The sequence below is a fragment of the Thalassospira lucentensis genome, assembly GCF_050516545.1.
Lineage (GTDB): Bacteria > Pseudomonadota > Alphaproteobacteria > Rhodospirillales > Thalassospiraceae > Thalassospira > Thalassospira lucentensis_C.
This window is the reverse complement of the sequence record NZ_CP191544.1, coordinates 3,018,471-3,036,249: the sequence shown is the minus strand read 5'-3', so window position 1 is coordinate 3,036,249 and position 17,779 is coordinate 3,018,471. Positions and strand designations below refer to the sequence as shown.

At 52.2% G+C, this 17,779-nt stretch carries 15 protein-coding genes; 3 read left to right on the top strand and 12 right to left on the bottom strand.

Annotation, left to right across the window (positions count from 1 at the left end):
* Positions 1-31 precede the first annotated feature (31 nt).
* From ACQ0MK_RS13925 to ACQ0MK_RS13890, 8 genes are all read right to left on the bottom strand, one after another.
* Positions 32-1,027 carry an XdhC family protein gene (locus tag ACQ0MK_RS13925; protein ID WP_430473136.1) on the bottom strand — a complete coding sequence of 332 codons (996 nt, stop codon included), beginning with the start codon at positions 1,025-1,027 and terminating at the stop codon, positions 32-34.
* A gap of 79 nt (positions 1,028-1,106) precedes the next feature.
* A complete protein-coding gene (locus ACQ0MK_RS13920; RefSeq protein WP_430473135.1) occupies positions 1,107-3,275 on the bottom strand; it encodes a molybdopterin cofactor-binding domain-containing protein in 2,169 nt (722 codons plus the stop codon).
* A gap of 3 nt (positions 3,276-3,278) precedes the next feature.
* On the bottom strand, positions 3,279-3,740 hold the full coding sequence (locus ACQ0MK_RS13915) for a (2Fe-2S)-binding protein (protein WP_430473134.1): 462 nt from the start codon (positions 3,738-3,740) through the stop codon (positions 3,279-3,281).
* A 275-nt stretch (positions 3,741-4,015) separates the two neighbouring features.
* Positions 4,016-5,434, bottom strand: a complete 1,419-nt coding sequence (locus ACQ0MK_RS13910; RefSeq protein ID WP_430473133.1) for an FAD-binding oxidoreductase — start codon at positions 5,432-5,434, stop codon at positions 4,016-4,018.
* A gap of 22 nt (positions 5,435-5,456) precedes the next feature.
* The gene (gene dapA, locus ACQ0MK_RS13905; RefSeq protein ID WP_430473132.1) at positions 5,457-6,356 is read right to left on the bottom strand and encodes a 4-hydroxy-tetrahydrodipicolinate synthase; all 900 of its coding nucleotides are present in this window, start codon (positions 6,354-6,356) and stop codon (positions 5,457-5,459) included.
* A gap of 40 nt (positions 6,357-6,396) precedes the next feature.
* Positions 6,397-7,701, bottom strand: a complete 1,305-nt coding sequence (locus ACQ0MK_RS13900) for a TRAP transporter large permease (RefSeq protein WP_430473131.1) — start codon at positions 7,699-7,701, stop codon at positions 6,397-6,399.
* Between the two features lie 8 nt (positions 7,702-7,709).
* Positions 7,710-8,201: a TRAP transporter small permease gene (locus ACQ0MK_RS13895; protein ID WP_430473130.1), complete on the bottom strand. Its 492-nt coding sequence runs from the start codon at positions 8,199-8,201 to the stop codon at positions 7,710-7,712.
* A gap of 164 nt (positions 8,202-8,365) precedes the next feature.
* A complete protein-coding gene (locus ACQ0MK_RS13890) occupies positions 8,366-9,400 on the bottom strand; it encodes a TRAP transporter substrate-binding protein (RefSeq protein ID WP_430473129.1) in 1,035 nt (344 codons plus the stop codon).
* A gap of 406 nt (positions 9,401-9,806) precedes the next feature.
* Between ACQ0MK_RS13890 and ACQ0MK_RS13885 the strand changes: the two genes are divergently transcribed.
* Both ACQ0MK_RS13885 and ACQ0MK_RS13880 read left to right on the top strand, forming a co-directional pair.
* Positions 9,807-10,424 (top strand): helix-turn-helix domain-containing protein, encoded by a 618-nt coding sequence (locus tag ACQ0MK_RS13885; RefSeq protein WP_430473128.1) that lies wholly within the window; start codon positions 9,807-9,809, stop codon positions 10,422-10,424.
* Positions 10,425-10,428: 4 nt separating this feature from the next.
* Entirely contained in the window at positions 10,429-11,574 is a 1,146-nt protein-coding gene (locus tag ACQ0MK_RS13880) for an alpha-hydroxy acid oxidase (protein ID WP_430473127.1), read from the top strand.
* A gap of 70 nt (positions 11,575-11,644) precedes the next feature.
* On the opposite strand, the gene ACQ0MK_RS13875 is transcribed toward ACQ0MK_RS13880, so the two are convergent.
* Entirely contained in the window at positions 11,645-11,878 is a 234-nt protein-coding gene (locus tag ACQ0MK_RS13875; protein WP_430473126.1) for a hypothetical protein, read from the bottom strand.
* A gap of 216 nt (positions 11,879-12,094) precedes the next feature.
* Between ACQ0MK_RS13875 and ACQ0MK_RS13870 the strand changes: the two genes are divergently transcribed.
* Entirely contained in the window at positions 12,095-12,532 is a 438-nt protein-coding gene (locus tag ACQ0MK_RS13870; protein ID WP_350044129.1) for an Lrp/AsnC family transcriptional regulator, read from the top strand.
* Between the two features lie 311 nt (positions 12,533-12,843).
* On the opposite strand, the gene ACQ0MK_RS13865 is transcribed toward ACQ0MK_RS13870, so the two are convergent.
* The 3 genes from ACQ0MK_RS13865 to ACQ0MK_RS13855 form a co-directional block, all read right to left on the bottom strand.
* Complete coding sequence (locus tag ACQ0MK_RS13865) at positions 12,844-13,239, bottom strand: response regulator (protein ID WP_430473125.1); 396 nt, start codon at positions 13,237-13,239, stop codon at positions 12,844-12,846.
* Positions 13,240-13,241: 2 nt separating this feature from the next.
* Positions 13,242-16,349 (bottom strand): ATP-binding protein, encoded by a 3,108-nt coding sequence (locus tag ACQ0MK_RS13860; RefSeq protein WP_430473124.1) that lies wholly within the window; start codon positions 16,347-16,349, stop codon positions 13,242-13,244.
* 185 nt (positions 16,350-16,534) lie between these two features.
* Positions 16,535-17,776 carry a saccharopine dehydrogenase NADP-binding domain-containing protein gene (locus ACQ0MK_RS13855; RefSeq protein WP_430473123.1) on the bottom strand — a complete coding sequence of 414 codons (1,242 nt, stop codon included), beginning with the start codon at positions 17,774-17,776 and terminating at the stop codon, positions 16,535-16,537.
* Positions 17,777-17,779: the final 3 nt, after the last annotated feature.

The following is a 17,779-nucleotide window of genomic DNA, read 5'->3' as shown; positions in this document are numbered from 1 at the left end:
ATCAACCGCGGTGGTTATGGCGTTTTTGCAATCATTCCGCCGCCTGTGCCAAGGCCGGTGCGGCAAGCTGTTTGAACAGCGCACTATGAATGCCCGATAGCATCGAAAGCGCGATGCTTTCAGGCAATTGACCACCAATATCCAAACCGGCAGGGCTGGATATTTCAAAGGCAAGATCGCTGCGATGAAGGCCCGCTTGGTTCAAAACATCGGTAAATCGGTGACGCGGGCCAAGGGCCGAAAGATGCTTGACCGGCAAGCTGTGCAACATCGCCAAGGCAGCGGCATCAATGGAGATGCTGTGCGCCATTAAGATCACGGCATCGATCTTTTGATTTTGAACATGACGGACAAGGCCAGCATCAATTTTGCGCAAGATGGTGTCGGCATTGGGGAAATGTTCAGCCCGTGCATTGGCCGGACGTGGATCGACCAATGTGGTTTTCCAGCCCATTTGATGGGCGATATTGATCACCGGGCGGGCATCAATGCCGCCACCAACCACCAGAATATGGGGTTCGGGCAGGATCACTGTGACCAGCCAGTCGCCATCATGGCGGTTTTCAATATGGGCAGGGCGTTGACCGGTGATTTTGCTGGTTTCGAAATAGCCTTCGACAGCACCGATTTTCTGGAAATAAAGCCCGCTTTCACGGTGCGTCAAAGCCGCATGTAAATCCGAAAGCCCAAGATCGTTTTGCGCACTTAATGGCTGCAGCATGATGTGAACCGTGCCGCCGCAACCCACACCAAGTTTGAAGGATAGATCATCTTCATCATTGCCGTCATAGGTCAGCATGACGGTTTTGCCGGTATGCATGGCCTTGCGGGCATTGCGGATGGTGTCGGCTTCCAGGCACCCGCCACTCAGCAGGCCAAATTGTTGCCCATGGCCATTGATCAGCATCATGGCACCGGCCTTGCGATAGGCCGATCCATCGGTGCGATATACCGTGCCAAGAACCCATTGGGTGGTGTCACGGTTTTGATGCCACGCACTTAGCATTGCAGAAAGTTGGTTGCTCATCACTTGATCCCTTTTGGGGAAGGACCACTGCCCGGGAAACATCGGGGGGGAAGAAAACACATTTCCCGGGCAGCTTGCCTTACATGAAGTCGAAACCAGCCTTGGACATGGGAAGATCCATAATCCGCGTTCCGGTCTGTGCGAAGATCGCATTGGCAACGGCCGGCCCGGTTGGGGGCACGCCCGGTTCGCCAACACCTGTCGGTGCATTGTTCGATGGAACAATGACGACCTCGACTTCAGGCATCTCGTGATTGCGCAGCAGATCGTAATCAGGGAAGTTATATTGATCGACTTCCCCGTCGCTTAGCGTGATCTGATTGCGATAGATGGCAGACAAGGCAAAGCCAGCGCCGCCTTCCATCTGGGCGCGGATGACATCGGGATTTACTGCAACCCCGCATTCAACCGCCATGAACAGTTTGTTGACCTTGACCGTGGTGCCATCGACCGTGACATCAGCAACAACCGCAACACAGGTGTTAAATGAGAAGTGCGATGCAAAGCCGCGCTTATCGCCTTTTTTCCAGCCGGAAATATCGCGGACATGTTTGATGGCCTCAATCATGCGGGCCTGATTGGCAGTACCACCGTCAAGCATCGCAAGGCGCATTTCAATCGGGTCCTGACCGGTTTCAGTTGCGACCATATCCATCAGGGTTTCCATGACAAAGCCTGTATGGGTATGGCCAACTGAACGCCACCAATTGATTGGAACGGGCGTTTGAAAATCGCTAAGGCCAATGCCGAAATTCGGCACGTTATAAAGGCTTTCCGCGACACCTTCGGCGGATGTTGGGTCAATATCGTTCTGGACCATTCCGGCAAAAGGCGTGCCTTTTACGATGGATTTGATCGCAAGCCGGTGATCCCAGCCAATGATCTTGCCATCGGCATCAAGGCCGATTTTTGCCCGGTGGGCAGACATCGGGCGATAATACCCGCCTTTAATATCGTCTTCGCGGCTCCAGACCAGTTTGACCGGTACTTTACGCCCCGAAACGGCAAAGGCCATGGCTGCTTCGGTGTTGTAATCCGATGTCGCATTAGCGCGACGCCCGAACGATCCACCGGCATACAGCGTTTTGACCTCGACCTGGGATGGGTCAAGTTCAAGAACGGCGGCGACCATTGGCTGGGTAAAGGTCGGGAACTGGCAGCCGTCATGAACGCGGACACCATTTTCGGTGGGTTCAATCGTGCAGTTTTCCGGCTCCAACGGTGCATGGGCAAGGAACGGGAAGGTGAATTCTGCATCAATCGTTTTGGTCGCATTGGCAAGAACGGCGGCGACCGATGCCAATGGGACTTCGTGATTGGCATCAAATTGCGGGCTATCAAGCATCGCCTTATGATCGGCAATCATGGCATCGGTGCTGCGTGTTTCAGCCGCACTGAAATCCCATTCAACGGACAAGGCATCGCGGGCCTGAAACGCAGCCCATGTGTTTTTGCCAAAGGCAACCACACCGGCCTTGTTCGGCAGAACCTGTGCGGCAATAAATCCACCGATTTCCTTGGCATCAGCATCATCAAACGAGACAACCGTGCCACCGAATTTCGGGCTTCTGATGATGGCGGCATAGATCATACCGGGCAGATTGACGTCCATGGCAAACATCGCTGTGCCATTGGTTTTGCCGGTATTGTCTTTGCGGTGCAGTTTTTCACTGCCGATCAGTTTGAATTGATCTGGGGTTTTAACCGTTGGTTTTTCGACGGCTTCAAGTGTTGCGGCAATGGCAACGAATTCACCGAAATGACCGGAATTTCCACCAGATGACAGCATGCCGTTTTCAACGGTGATGGTGCTGGCATCCACATCCCATTTCTGGGCGGCGGCACGGATTAGAAGATCACGCGCGGCGGCACCGGCTTCGCGGTATTGCATGAAGGAATTGGCGATCGAGGTCGATCCGCCCGTGCCCTGTGCGTGAAAGAACAGGTTGGCATAACGGTTATTGTCGGATGGGGCGAATTCGATCTGAACCGCATCCCAGTCAGCGTCGAGTTCTTCGGCAACCAGTGTGGTAAGGCCGGTTGTCGTACCTTGGCCCATTTCGAAATGTTTGATGATGACGGTGACAGTGCCATCGGCATCAATCTCGACAAAGGGGTTAAGGCCGGTTGCAACAGCAGCAGATGTGCCTGCTGCTAAAACGCCCTTGGCGTTCAAGCCGACCAAAAGGGCGGTGGTGCCCGCCGCTGTTGCCTTAAGAAAACCGCGGCGTGAAACATTGATGGTCATGACTTAGGCCTCCAGCTTTTGCGATGCCAGCTTGATGGCTTCGTTAATGCGGACATAGGTCACACAGCGGCATGCATTGCCGTCCATGTAATCTTTGATGTCTTCATCGGTCGGGCTGGGGTTTTCGGTCAGAAGGCCGATGGCCGACATGATCTGACCAGATTGGCACCAGCCACATTGCACGACGTCTTTTTCGCGCCATGCCGCCTGAACGGCCTGTGCGACCTTGTCGGTTGCCCCTTCGATGGTGGTGATTTCGGCCTCAGTCGCATCTTCAACAAAGGTTTGGCACGATCGGGTCGGGTAGCCGTCAACATGCACAGTGCAAGCACCACAATAAGCAACACCACATCCAAACTTGGTGCCGGTAAGCTGCAGTTCGTCGCGCAAAATCCACAGCAAGGGTGTGCCAGGTTCTGCATCAACGGTGCGGGATTCTCCATTGATCTTAAGCTGATATTGCATGACCGCCTCTCTCTCTTGGCTTGTTATGCAACATCATCGCGTGAATGCAGGTAACCGAGGGGTAAACGTGGGAAATGACCGGGTCCGACGATCCAGTGACGTGGATTGAACTGCTATCAGATCGGCTGGTCTTAGAGTGTATGGAAGGAAAGCCACGCGGGATTTAAGGATGAGATTGCCAAAAGAAAACGGGCGCAACATGTTGCGCCCGTTATGTCGGTCCAACTTCGGCTTGGGAGTTAAAGTGGATCAAACATTGCAATGATCAAATGTCGCTATTGAAAAAGCACACCGGGGTTCATGCGGTTATCCGGATCAAAAGTGTGTTTTACACTTTTCATCAACTCGTACCGCAACGGGTCTGCCAGACGTTTTAATTCATCAGTCAATTTACGGCCGACACCATGTTCAGCACTGAAGGTTCCCCCAAAGCTGGCGGCGATATCATGCACACAAGCCTGAACGTCGTGCGTGACGGTGTCCGGGTTAGACAGGCCTTGCCAATAATTATGCGGGAACATCAGGATGTAATGCACATTGCCATCGCCCAGATGGTTGACCAAAATGGGGGTGGCCATCGGGAATTTTTCAGCGGTGACTTCCTTGGCCTTGGCGATGAAAGCAGGGACTTTGGAAACACGCACTGCGACGTCATGGACAAGGCCCATGCCTTCGAGTTTGTTGGCTTCGGTCACGGAATGGCGCACATGCCATATCTGTTCTGCCTGTTGGGAATTACTGGCAATGAAGGCATCCAGAACCGATCCGTTTTCAAGGTTTTCGCCAAGGATTTCTTCAAACACACCATTAAGGTCAACTGATGCATCAGTTGAGGTCAACTCGATCATCAGTGACCAGTCGGGCACGGTTTCGAACGGGATGTGTATGCGATCAATATGGCGTACGACGGCATCAATTTCAGTGCCCGATAGCAATTCGAAGGCTTCGACATAGGGACCGCATTTATCTTGAAATTCGGTGAAAAGGAGCACGGCTGTTTCGGGGCTATCAACCGACACCCACGCATGGGCATCATTGGTGTTTTCCGGATGCAGGCGTAAAGCCGCCCCTGTGACGATGCCAAGGGTTCCTTCGGCTCCGATGAACAGGTGTTTAAGGTCATAGCCGGTGTTGTTTTTCTTCAACCCTTCGAGATCGGTCAGAATGCGACCATCAGCCAAAACGACTTCGATCCCGCAGACCAGATCGCGCATCGGGCCGTATTTGACAACCCCGGTACCACCGGCATTGGTCGAGATTAGTCCGCCGATTTGTGCGCTGCCTTCGCTGCCAAGATACAGTGGGAACTGGCGTTTGTGGGGCTTACATTTTTCATGAAGTTCGGCAAGGATCACGCCCGCATCAACGGTTGCAATATTTGCGGCGGCATCAAATTCACGGATCTGTTTCATCCGCTGAAGACTGATGACAATGCCCGGTTTTTCTTGCGGAGACGGGCTTTCGGGAACCCCGCCATAGCAAAGACCGGTATTCCCCCCAAGGGGAAATACCGGCTGCCCTTCCTCGGCAGCCACTTTCATCGTCCGGGAGACCTCCTCGACATTGGCTGGAAGCGCAACGCAAAGAGCATTGCCTTTCCTGCGATCACGCCAATCGATCAAGTAAGGGTGCATTTCTTGAGGATCGGTAATCAAACCTTTATCGCCGAGGATTTGGTGGAGACGATCAATCATGGCTGGTCCTTGGAAAGATAAATCAGGCTACGTTTGCAAGCGAGGCGGCATCAAATGCGGTTTTAAGCGCAGTGATGGTGTGGTCTGACGGGCCTTCTAGCGGTAAGCGAACACCACCGGCAGAATAACCAGCCATTTCCATGTATTTCTTCAGCGGGCCCGGGTTGGTTTCACGGAAGATGGCATCAATCGCGGTATCCAGCTTGGTCTGAAGTACGAGGGCTTCTTTCAGTTTTCCTTCGCGTGCCAAGTTAAAGACCTCAATCCAGATTTTCGGATAGACATTGGCCGATGCTAAAACACCACCCTTGGCACCCATTGTTACATGTGTTGCAAACAGGGGTTCTTCACCACTGAGAATAGCCATTTTGTCACCAGCCAATTTCATGGTCTTGATGAAAGCGGGCATGTCGTAGTTCGAACATTTCATGCCAATGATCGAGCCGTCTTCCGCCATTGCCTGAATGGTTTCCGCATTGGTAGCGACGGTCGTACGGCGCGGTATTTCATAAAGTAAAACAGGAACGCCAATTTCATTGCGGTAATTGGCAAAATATTCGCGCATACCATCTTGCGTGCCCGCAGCATAATATGGGGTAACGGTCATGACCGCAGCAGCACCAACGTCTTCGAAATCCTTGCCTGCTTCAACAGCGTCATGGAAACCGGTGGAAAGGACACCGGGAATGACCGGTGCTGTGCCAGCCGCATCAACACAGGTTCTGACGATGTCTTTGCGTTCCTGACGCGATAGCGCAGGGTATTCGCCAGTGCCGCCAATCGGGACGATGCCGGTGGCACCCGCTTCAAGTTGCCGGGTGACCAGATCAGCCAATGCTTTGTGGTCGACGGATTTGTCTTGGGTGAAGGGCGTTACAATGGCGGTATAAAGGCCACTGATATCGTTTTTGGTAAGCGTCATTTTTTAGTCTCTTGTCTTTTGGGTGGTGGCGATATGGCGATTAATTCAAAAACCCGAACAGGCGCGGCAAGGTCAGTGAGACCGCCGGGATATAGGTCACGATCAACAAAACGATCAGGTTTGATATCAGGAAGGGGAAGCTTTTTCGGACAATGGCGGCAAGGGGCTGCCCGCTAATGGCCGATCCAAGATATAAGCCTAGCCCATAAGGCGGGGTCATAAGACCAATCATGACATTGACCACCATGATCACGCCGAACTGCACAGGATCGACGCCCATTGCAGCAACGATTGGGGTGAAGAGTGGGGCAAACAGCAACAACTGAACAGAATCCCCGATCCAAAGACCATTGATCAGGAAGAAGATGTTAAGGCAGAGCAAAAGCATCCAGGGTTGCAGATCAAGTGTTTCGATCAGCATGGTCAATTCGGACGGCACGCGTTCAGTGGCCAAAATCCAACTGATGACGCTAGCAAAGCCAACAATCAAATAGACAGAGGCTGATGTGCGGACTGCACGATCAAGGATAGCCCATACCTGTTTAAGAGACAGCGTGCGATAGGCACAGATACCAACGACAATGGCATAGGCAACAGCAATGGATGCAGCTTCGGTTGCGGTGAAGATGCCCGAGATAATTCCGCCAATAATGATCAGCGGCATGAACAATGCCCAGAAGGCGTTATAGAAAATCTTGAACGCCAAGGCCAATGTCAGTGCCTTGATCGGGTTGGCCGGGAAATTGTTTTTGCGGGCGATGAAATAGATCACGACAATTTGCGCAATCCCCATCAAGGCACCGGGAACAGCCCCGCCCAGGAACAATGCGGCAACGGATGTGTTGGTTAGGCTTGAAAAAATAATCAAGGGGATCGACGGCGGAATGATCGGGCCCTGAATGGCCGAACTGACTGTCACAGCCGCTGCGAAGTCCGCGTCATATCCATCCTTTTTCATCATGTCGATTTCGACAGGGCCAAGGGCAGAAATATCGGCAAGGGCCGAGCCGGAAACACCCGAAAACATCATAGATCCGACAACGTTGACATAGGCAAGACCACCGCGCCAGCGGCCGACCAGAAGCCGGGAGAATTGTACCAGCCGTTCTGTCATCCCGACTGATGTCATGATTTCGCCGGCAATGATGAATAGCGGGATCGACAACCAAATGAATACATCCATTCCCGTGAAAAACTTGTGGGAATACATGTGCAGCATGTCGGTCATGCCGGGTTTGATAAAGAAATATGAAAGACCGGCAAAGCCGATGGCGAAGATCACGGGGCTGCCGAGGAACATCAGCAACAGCAACAGCCCGATCATGGTGATAAGTGCGTAATCCATAATGATCCTTAGAGCTCCGCGCGAAGAAGGGATGCTTCCTGCTCAATATCGGGACCTTTAACAAGGTCGCGAATGGCAAGAATAACCATGTGGAACAACATCAGAGCCGATCCGACCGGGACAGAGAGATAAATCCAGAACCATGACAGGTTCAGCGCCGCAGAAGTGCGCCGTAAACCAAAGATTGCGGAATCCACGCCTTTGACCAGAAGCACAGTAAGAAGAAATGCGAGAAGTAGACGGAACAGGGCGTTACGATAGCCAAGCCATTTGCGCGGCCAGAAACGATCGAAGAAATCGACACAGACCAGTTGTTCGTCGCGAACAAGCAGGCTGCCGCCAAGCATCACGACCCAAACCATAAGAAAACGAGATGCTTCTTCGGGCCATGGAAGTGAAAAGTTGAAACCAAATCGCAAAACAACTTGAACGAACAGGACAATCGCAACGGATGCAAGCATCAGTCTGGCAACAATTGACGTCACATTCGCGACGGTCATAGATAGTTTATCTAAGGTCAGGAGCATGAAGGGTCCTCTCTCGGATCGTGTTTTCTGTGGACGAGAACACGGATCGCAGAACGGCGTGCGAATGGACCAAACGCAATTCGCAAATCAAGCGGGAAGAATAAAGGCCCGAACAGTAAATGTTCGGGCCGAGGTGTTTATTCCTGTGTCGCTTTGACGGCAGCTTGAAGTTCATTGATCAATTCTGCACCAACCTTTTCTTCCATGAAGGCGCGGATAGGCTCCTTGGTCGCATCGACAAACTTCTGGAACTCTTCCGGGGTTGGCTGATAGATCTCGACGCCAGCATCACGGATAACTTTAAGATCCTGTGATTCCTTGGCCGCAATGATACCAAGCATCGCGAAGGTTGCTTCGCTGGCAGCAGTGTCAAAAATGACTTTATCCTCGGCGCTTAGCGCCTGATAAAAATCGTCATTGATGGTGATCAGCGGCATGTTGATCAGGTGGTGATCAAGTGTGTAATAGGATTGAACTTCCTGTAGATTGGTCAGAAGCATGGTGTAAGGGGCATTTTCTTGCCCGTCGACAACGCCGGTCTGAAGTGCGCTGTAAAGTTCAGCCCATGCAATTGGGGTTGGCGATGCGCCAAGCGCCTTGACCATTTCCATATGGAGCGGAACGGTCTGAGTCCGGATTTTCAGACCCTTCATATCTTCCGGGGTGCGGATCGGGCGAACAGAGTTTGAGAAGTTACGAAACGCACCGGTCAGGTAGCTCATGATGCGTACACCGCTGCCTTCTGCAATCATATCAGACAGTTTGGCGCCAAACGGACCTTCATTAAGAACCTTGCGAGCGACTTCAGTAGTTGGGAATGTGTATGGCATTTCAAGGATCTGTGCCGGCGGGTAGTAAGCCGCCAGATGACCAGCATTGAGACCGCCAACCATGTCGACAAGGCCAATGGTGTTTTGTTCGGCAAGGGATTCAAGATCGCCCAGCTGACCGTTTGGGAATACCTCGAGCTTATAACGACCGCCTGATTGGTTCTGAAGAACGTTGTCGAAAACCTCGGTAAAGGTCCAGTACGGGTTATCCAAAAGATCGCCTTCGCCATCAACATGGGCGAATTTAACAATGGTTTGTGCATATGCAGATGCGGACAAGACTGTGCTCAGGCCGATGGTGGCGGCGAGGGTGACATGTCGAAGTTTTCGAATGATCGTCATTTTTTCTCCTTTGCCGGGCGACGTACAAAGCAGTGGCGCTTCGAAAGTTGCCTGGTTTCCCTGATGATATTTTGAACGCATGTGTCTGACTTGGTGTTCGATCACAAGCGTCAGTTTTGTTGCCGGATGCATGTCGAACGGTTGTGCAATGATGATTGGGCGAGAAGAAAGGCATCACTGAATTCGACTGCATCCGGTCAATTAACAATATATCCGATACAATCGGAGTCAACACAATATGATAAAAAATTTCCCATAGTATATTTTTTGTCATATGTGGCATAATGCGCAAGATGGTATATGGTGCTGTTATCAGAAAAGAAGTGCTGTGCATTCAATTCATGGTTGTCAGATCTGAGTGTACGGGAAATAAAAGTACGATGTTTGCAGAAGGGAATGAGCAAGGATGAATGTCGATCTGGAAGATTTTCAGTCCAACCGTCGGCAGGTAGGTGCAACAAGTAACAAGTCCGATGAGATCGGACCAAGGTTGCATCAGTTGCGCAAAGGTCGTGGTTGGACTTTGCAGGATGCTAGCAAGGCGTCGGGCATTTCGGCATCTGCCTTTTCCAAGATCGAGCGTAGTGAATTATCGCCAACGATCTCGACCATTCAGCGGATTGCGCGTGGTTTTGAGATGGATGTGCTGAGCCTGTTGGCTAATCCGGAAGAACAGCCGACTCTTCTTGGGCGCCGTAGTGTGACACGTGCCAACGAAGGCAAGCCACATTTGTCGGGGAATTGCGATAACCAACTTCTCTGCGCAGATCTTAAAAACAAACGCATCACTCCGATAAAAACACGCGTTGTTGCACGTGAAGTTGAGGAATATGACGTTTGGCCCAAAACGGATGCTGAGATTTTCATGACGATTCTGAGCGGGACCGTGGTCGTGCATAGCAAGATCTATGAACCGCTAGAGCTGCATGAAGGGGATTCGATGTATTATGACGCGAGTGCAGAGCACGTCTGGACGCGTAAGGGTCCTGAAGAAGCAGTTGTGCTTTGGGTTCTGACGAGCTGATTAAATGGCGTACTTGTTGAATGCCAACGATTACCGTGCCGCAGCGCGAAAGCGCCTGCCCAAGGGATTGTTTGAATATATAGATCGCGGCACAGAGGCCGAATTGGCAATGTCTGACATCCGGCGTTCCCTTGACCGGATTAAATTGCGTCAGACGGTTCTGACCGGCCATGCCACGTGCGATATGACAACATCATTCCTTGATCGGAGTTATCCCAACCCGTTGATCATTGCACCAACGGCACTGGCGGGGCTTGTGTCTCATGATGGAGAGGCCAAGCTGGCGCGTGTTGCCAGTCGATTGGGCATCCCGTTTTGCGTTTCAACGCAGTCTGTCACATCAATTGATGACATTCGTAAAGGGGCACCGGATTCAGAACTATGGCTACAACTTTATGTTTGGCGAAACCGCGAATTGACATGGCAATTGCTTGAACGAGCAAAGCGCAATGGTGTCTCGACACTGGTGATTACCGCAGACACACCACTTTCTCCCAAACGGGAATATAATCAGCATAACGGATTTTCTGTACCATTCGTGCCAACCTTGCGCGGGGTGTCGGATATTCTGAAACGGCCCGTTTGGCTATGTTCTGTGATGCTGCGTTATTTGATGACGAGTGGAATGCCAAACTATGCCCATTATCCGGACGCATTTAAAACCGCGATTACGCGTAATGCCGTTGCCGAGGATGTTAAAATTGAAAATGGTCTGAGTTGGTCCGACATTGCCGAAATCCGGGATCGCTGGCCTGGTGAAATCATCATTAAGGGCGTGTTGTCAGTCGAGGATGCCACAAAGGCAGCTAAGATTGGTGCGGATGGAATTGTTGTTTCTGCGCATGGTGGGCGGAATTTTGATATCGCGCCTGCGCCAGTGGATGTTCTGCCGGGCATTGTAGATGCGGTTGGTCGCCAAATAACGATTATGGCTGATAGCGGTGTGCGCCGGGGGAGTGATGCCTTGAAATATCTGGCACTGGGAAGTCGCGCAGTTTTAGTCGGGCGCTTGCCTTTGTACGGATTGGCCGCAGGTGGGGAGCAAGGGGCGTATGACATACTTGCCATGCTCATTGATGAGATGCACAGCAATCTTGTCTTTTCCGGTTCTGATAATCTTGAAGTGTTTGGCCGCAACGCAATCGCTTGACTGTAACGCCAAGGACAGTTTTGTTGGTTGGCAAGGAGGTTGGGGCACCCGTTTGCCATTCATCGGGGGATTATTTCGGCGCGTAGCCGTTTTCGCAGGCAAATTCGATGTCACTGCGGGCAATGCCGATATCTTCAAGAACCTCACGCGGCGCATGGCGCAGCATTTCGGTATCACGGGCAACCTTAAATGCAGTGGCCCATTTGCGCGGGAAAAGGACGAGCCAGCGCCAGATGGATGCGCCCGAAACCGGCGCTACATTGGTGGTGGCGGCGAGGGAGTCAGTCGTAAACTGTGCTGGCATGATGCTGGCTCGCTAGTTTGTTTGCTAATAAGGGGACAAAGTTTCCTTTGAGCCCACAAACAATTTACGCCTGAGATGTGTTAATTGGCGCGCAAACTTCGCAAATCCATGCGAGATTCTCGCAAAAAATTTGTAAAAACGATTTTCTTTCGCTCGCCGCATAGGTCATGTTTGGGTGCAGCGCGTTATATCACCATGATTCGGGAAAATTGAACTTTGGCGGAACTCGATAAATTCGACTATCGCCTGCTGGAACTGTTGCAGGATAACAGTCGGCTGACAGGTACGGAGCTTGCGGAAAAGGTTGGCCTTTCGTCCGCGGCATGCCTGCGCCGTGTGCAGCGTTTGCGCGAAACGGGCGTGATTGAACGCGATGTTGCGGTAGTTTCACCCAAAGTTTTCGGCAAAAAGATGATGGTTATCGTCCTTCTGACCATGGAACGGGATCGCCCGGATCGTTATATGCTGATGCGCGAGGCTTTCGCGAAAATGCCCGAAGTGGTGCAATGCCATCATGTTACCGGGGCGCATGATTTTGTTTTGCGTATTCAGGTCAGTGACATGGAAGAATATAGTGCTTTTGTCGATCGGGTGTTTCATGAACCCTATATCAAACGCTATGAAAGTCTGGCGGTTTTGGGGTCGTTGAAATAGCGGGTTTGGACAGCAGAAAAAGACCGTTCCGTACGGTTTTGATTGTTCAGTTATTTTAAATAATCAAGCGTATTATTCAATTTTAGTGCAGAGTTATGGGGCGGGCCGGAAGCCCGCCACGGGCTGGCGCATTTTAGCTGATTTTAATTGTATGAGGATTATGGTGCCGGGATTTATGAAAAATCCACAGCCCGGTCGCCGTCGAAATCCGTGATCCGGGTCGGCAGAGCCAAGCCTGTTTGAACCGTCAGATATGAACCGTCAGATTGTTCAGGTTATCGTCAGAACAAGATCGGCCCGATACCGGATTTTCAATGTTGCAAGACAGCGTCGAGTTTTTCCTTGAGCTGCTGGACGGAGACCGGCTTGGCGATATAGCCGCTGACGTCAAGGTCGCGGGCGGCAATGACGGTTTCGCCTTGCACATCGGATGTCAGGAAGATGACCGGTATAGCGGAAAACCGCGGATGGTTGAAATTGCGCAAGGTTCTTAAAAATTCCAGTCCGTCCATCGGTTCCATATGGATATCGCAGAGAATGATATCGGGTCGGGTGCGAATCACCTGTTCCATCCCGGCTTTGCCGTCCGATGCCTCGTAGATCGAGCGAAACCCGATCTGGCGCAACAGCCGAACGATGATTTGACGGATATAGATATCGTCTTCGATCACCACGATTTTCATGGTCAGATAATCAAATGCTGACATGGTTATTTCTCAATAATTTTTGCAAAGATATGAGGCAGGATTTCTCTGAATTCGGTCAAGGTCGGGGCGAGCAGCGGCGCCATGATGTCGGCCATATCGACATCGTCAGCATCAAGGGCATCCTGAATATCGGCGGCAATGCGTCCGAACCGTTCCGCACCAATAGAAAGTGCCGCCCCCTTGAGCACGTGTGCTTCGGCGCGGGCCGGTCTGGTGTCCCGGTTGGTCAGGGCGGTTTGCAGGTTTTCGATTTTGGCATCCCAGCTATTGGATGCTTCGGTGATGAAGGCTTGGGCTTCGGCGTTCAAGCTTCCGAAAATCTCGATGGCGGCATCCGGGTTCAAAATTTCCCGATCCCAATCCACGACGATGTCAGAAGGTCTGCTGGTTGCGAGATCGTCTGCCTGTTGCTCATCCTCAGGGGAAGCGGTGCGCATTTGGCGTAAGGGCAGGGCGGCGGGAAGGTTTTTGGCCAGAACAGCGCCCAGTTTCCGGCTGTCGATCGGCTTGGTGAGATAGCCGTCCATCCCGGCTTCAAGACAATCGCGTTCGGTGCCACTGAGCGCGTCTGCGGTCAGGGCGAAAATCGGCACGTGGTGATCCGTGCCATCTTCCTGACCGCGCAGGGCAAGGGTCAGCTCATAGCCGCTCATACGCGGCATATTGATATCGGTCAGAACAAGGCCGTGGTCGGACGGACGATAGGCTGCAAGGGCTTCCTGGCCGTCATCATGAATTTCACAGGCAAATCCCATGCGATCGAGCATCTTGCGAATGACTGTCTGGTTGGTCGGATTGTCTTCGGCAACCAAAATCAATGCGCCGTGATCCGCAGCAGTGCCATAGTCCGGCGGGCTGAAATCAAGATCCGTGCGATCAGAGGTTTCGACGTCGTCAGGGTCAATGAGCCCGGCGGCGATGGCACAAGCATGCCAAAGCTTGGTCCGGCTTAGTGGCAGCATCACCCGGTGCGGGTTCAGACGTGACAGATCAGAAGGCAGATCGTGCAAAAGATTGCGCGGTCCGACCAGACCAATCGTTGAATTTTGATCGATGCCGGTAATGGCTTGATTAAAGGAAATCTTGCTATCGATCAGAACCAGCCGAAGCGCATCGGTTTGGGATGTCAGATCGGACAGATCAGGCAAATCAGACAGAGCGTCGATATGTGTCACGCCACCGGCGCGTAAATACCGTGTCGCCAAATCTTGATCTTGCGGTGTCAGCCCGATGAGCGAAACGGACAATGGCGAAAGATCACCATCATATGTCGGGGCAGCGGGGGTTACCGGGGTTAAAGGCAGTTCAAACCAGAAGGTCGATCCTTGGGACTTGATGCTGGTTGCGCCAATATCGCCACCCATCATTTCAACAAGGCGTTTGCAAATCGAAAGTCCAAGCCCGGTGCCGCCATATTTGCGCGTGGTCGAACTTTCGGCCTGTGTGAACGGTTGAAACAGGTTGGAAAGCTGATCTTCGGTCAGGCCAATACCGGTATCGGTGATTTCAAAGCGGAGGCGGTTTGCATCCCCGTTTGCAGCAACAAGCCGTAAAATCACATGCCCGGTTTCGGTGAACTTGACGGCATTGCCACCAAGATTGAGCAAAATCTGACGCAAGCGCACCGGATCGCCGATACGGAGATCGGCCAGTTCCGTATCGATATCGACCAGAAGCGAGATGTCTTTTTCTTCGACCTTGGGGGCGAGTAATTCAGCCGCACCATCGACAATATTCATCAACGAAAATTCGACAGCTTCGATATCAAGTTTTCCGGCCTCGATTTTGGAGAAATCGAGAATATCATTAATGATGGTCAGAAGGGCCGTGGCCGAATCATGGATGACACCGGACATGCGCCGCTGTTCGGAATCAAGCCGGGTGGTGCCGAGCAATTCGGCCATCGACATCACACCGTTCATCGGTGTTCTGATTTCGTGGCTCATGGTGGCAAGGAAGGTTGATTTTGCGCGGGTTGCGGCCTCGGCCGTGTCGCGGGCGGCGATAAGTTGGTCTTCGGCCTCTTCGCGGGCGGAGACTTCAACGCGGAGTTTGGCGGCATAAAACAGGATCAGGCTGACAATGACGCTTAGGGAAAAGATCAGCGCAACATTGCGATACAGGCCTTCGGAGGCGGATTTCAGAACGGTGTCGGTGCTGCGCGCAAAATAAACCCGCAACGGCATGGCGGTGGACGGATTAAGGTTCAGCCGGGTTGCGAGATAATCGCTGCCATTTACCGAAATGGTTTCGACGGTACCTGTTTGGGTGACCTGATCGATCAGGGCTTGTTCAAGGTCCTCGTTATGGGCATTCGGTGTTGGCAAAACGGTGTTTGCTGCGCCTTCTTCGGTGCTGCGGCGATGGGCGAGAACGCGGTCTGAAAAATCGGTGGCAAAGATGACGTCGCCCAATTGCGCCATTGCGTTGCCTGCCCGGATCAGGGTTTGCGACAAGGCATCAAGCGACAGATCAACCCCCATGACGGCCCATAACTGACCCGAGCGGGTATAGATCGGGCGGGCAAATGTAATGCCGAGCTTGCCGCTTGAAGCAAAGATATACGGGTCCGTCCATCCGCCAAATTCGTGACCAAGGGCAAGGCTGTACCAGCCGCGCTGACGCGGATCATAGGGCTTTGCCGCCATGGGTGCGGATGACCATTGTTTGCTGCCATTGGCCTGCATGAACCATTTTCCAACCGGGTCGGTTTCAGGGGTGTCAATGGCGCGACGCATGATGTGGTTTGCGGGTAACTTGCTGCGTCCGGTGGGCTGATCACCGCCGGTAAACAGTATGTCTTGCACATGATAAAACCGACCATCGGGAAAGCCGATAAAGGCCCCGTCAAGTTGATCAAGGTTGCGAACGGCCCCGGTGACCAATCCGAAAAAAGTATCGGAAAATTTCGGGTCATCCTTTTCAGGGAAACCGGCATCTATCAATGTCTCGTACAAGACAGGGGCCGGTTCAAAGATCATGTTGAGTTCAAAGGAAAAAACGCGGCGGGCAAGGTCAAGATCATGCTTGGCATCATCGAGCAAACCGGCCTTCTGAATCTGGTAGCTCCACAGCGCAATCGTGCTGCCGACCAAAAATATGGCTGCCATTACGGCAACGTATCCGATGCCCCGTTGCATGGGTATTTGATCCCGAAATCTGTCCCTGCAATCTAGGATAGTAGTGTTCTGTAAAGCTGCCTAGCGTTTTGTGCGGTTGTATAGCCTTGCGCATAAGAAAAAACGGCGGGAACATGCCCGCCGTTTTGTATTTTATCGTAATGGGTTAGTGGAAATTATGAAAAATCCAGCGCCCGGTCGCCATTGGCGTCCTTGATGCGGGTCGGAAGGCCCATGCCGTTGAGCAAATTCAGGAACGGTTTGGATGGCAAATCTTCGACATTTGCCATTTTCTTCACATCCCATTCGCCCGTGGCGATCAGCATCGCAGCAGCCACCGGCGGAACACCTGCCGTATAGGAAATGCCTTGGCTGCCGACCTCGTTAAAGGCGTCTTTGTGGTCCGCCACGTTATAGATCAGGACTTCGGTTTCTTTGCCGTCCTTGGTGCCCTTGACCAGATCACCGATGCAGGTTTTACCGGTATAGTCCGGTGCCAGCGAGCTTGGGTCCGGCAGGCAGGCCTTTACGACCTTAAGCGGCACAACTTCAAGGCCCTCGGCCGTTTTGACAGGCTGTTCGGAGAGAAGACCGATGCTGTTGAGCACGGTAAACACATTGACGTAATGATCGCCAAAGCCCATCCAGAAGCGGACATTGGGCACGTCAAGGTTCTGGGACAGGGAATGGACTTCGTCATGGCCGGTCATGAAGGTCTGGCTTTCACCCACCACAGGCATGTCCCAGATTTTCTTGATCTCGAACATCTTGTTGGACTGCCATTTGCTGTCCTGCCAGGAATAGACCGTGCCGGTGAATTCGCGGAAATTGATTTCCGGATCGAAGTTGGTGGCGAAATATTTGCCGTGGCTGCCGGCATTGATGTCGATGATGTCAATCGAGTCAATCTTGTCGAAGTAATCTTCGACCGCCAGTTTGGCATAGGCATTGACCACACCCGGATCAAACCCGATGCCAAGAATTGCGGTGATACCGGCCTTTTCGCATTCTTCGCGGCGCTTCCACTCATAGTTGGCATACCATGGCGGGGTTTCGCAGATTTTGTCCTGTTCTTCGTGAATGGCGGTATCGAGATAGGCAACACCGGTTTTGATGCAAGCCGACATCACCGGCATGTTCACAAACGGGGATCCGACATTAATGACGATCTGGCTTCCGGTTTTTTCGATCAGGGCAGCGGTCGCAGCAATATCGGTGGCATCCAGGGCGTGACCTTCAAGAACGCCATCGTTCTTTAGGGCTTTCTTTTCATGGATACTGTCAATGATTGCCTGACACTTGGCAGCAGTACGCGATGCGATATGAATATCGCCAAGCACGTCATTATGCTGTGCACATTTATGTGCAACGACCTGTGCGACGCCACCTGCGCCGATAATCAGTACATTCTTTTTCATGTC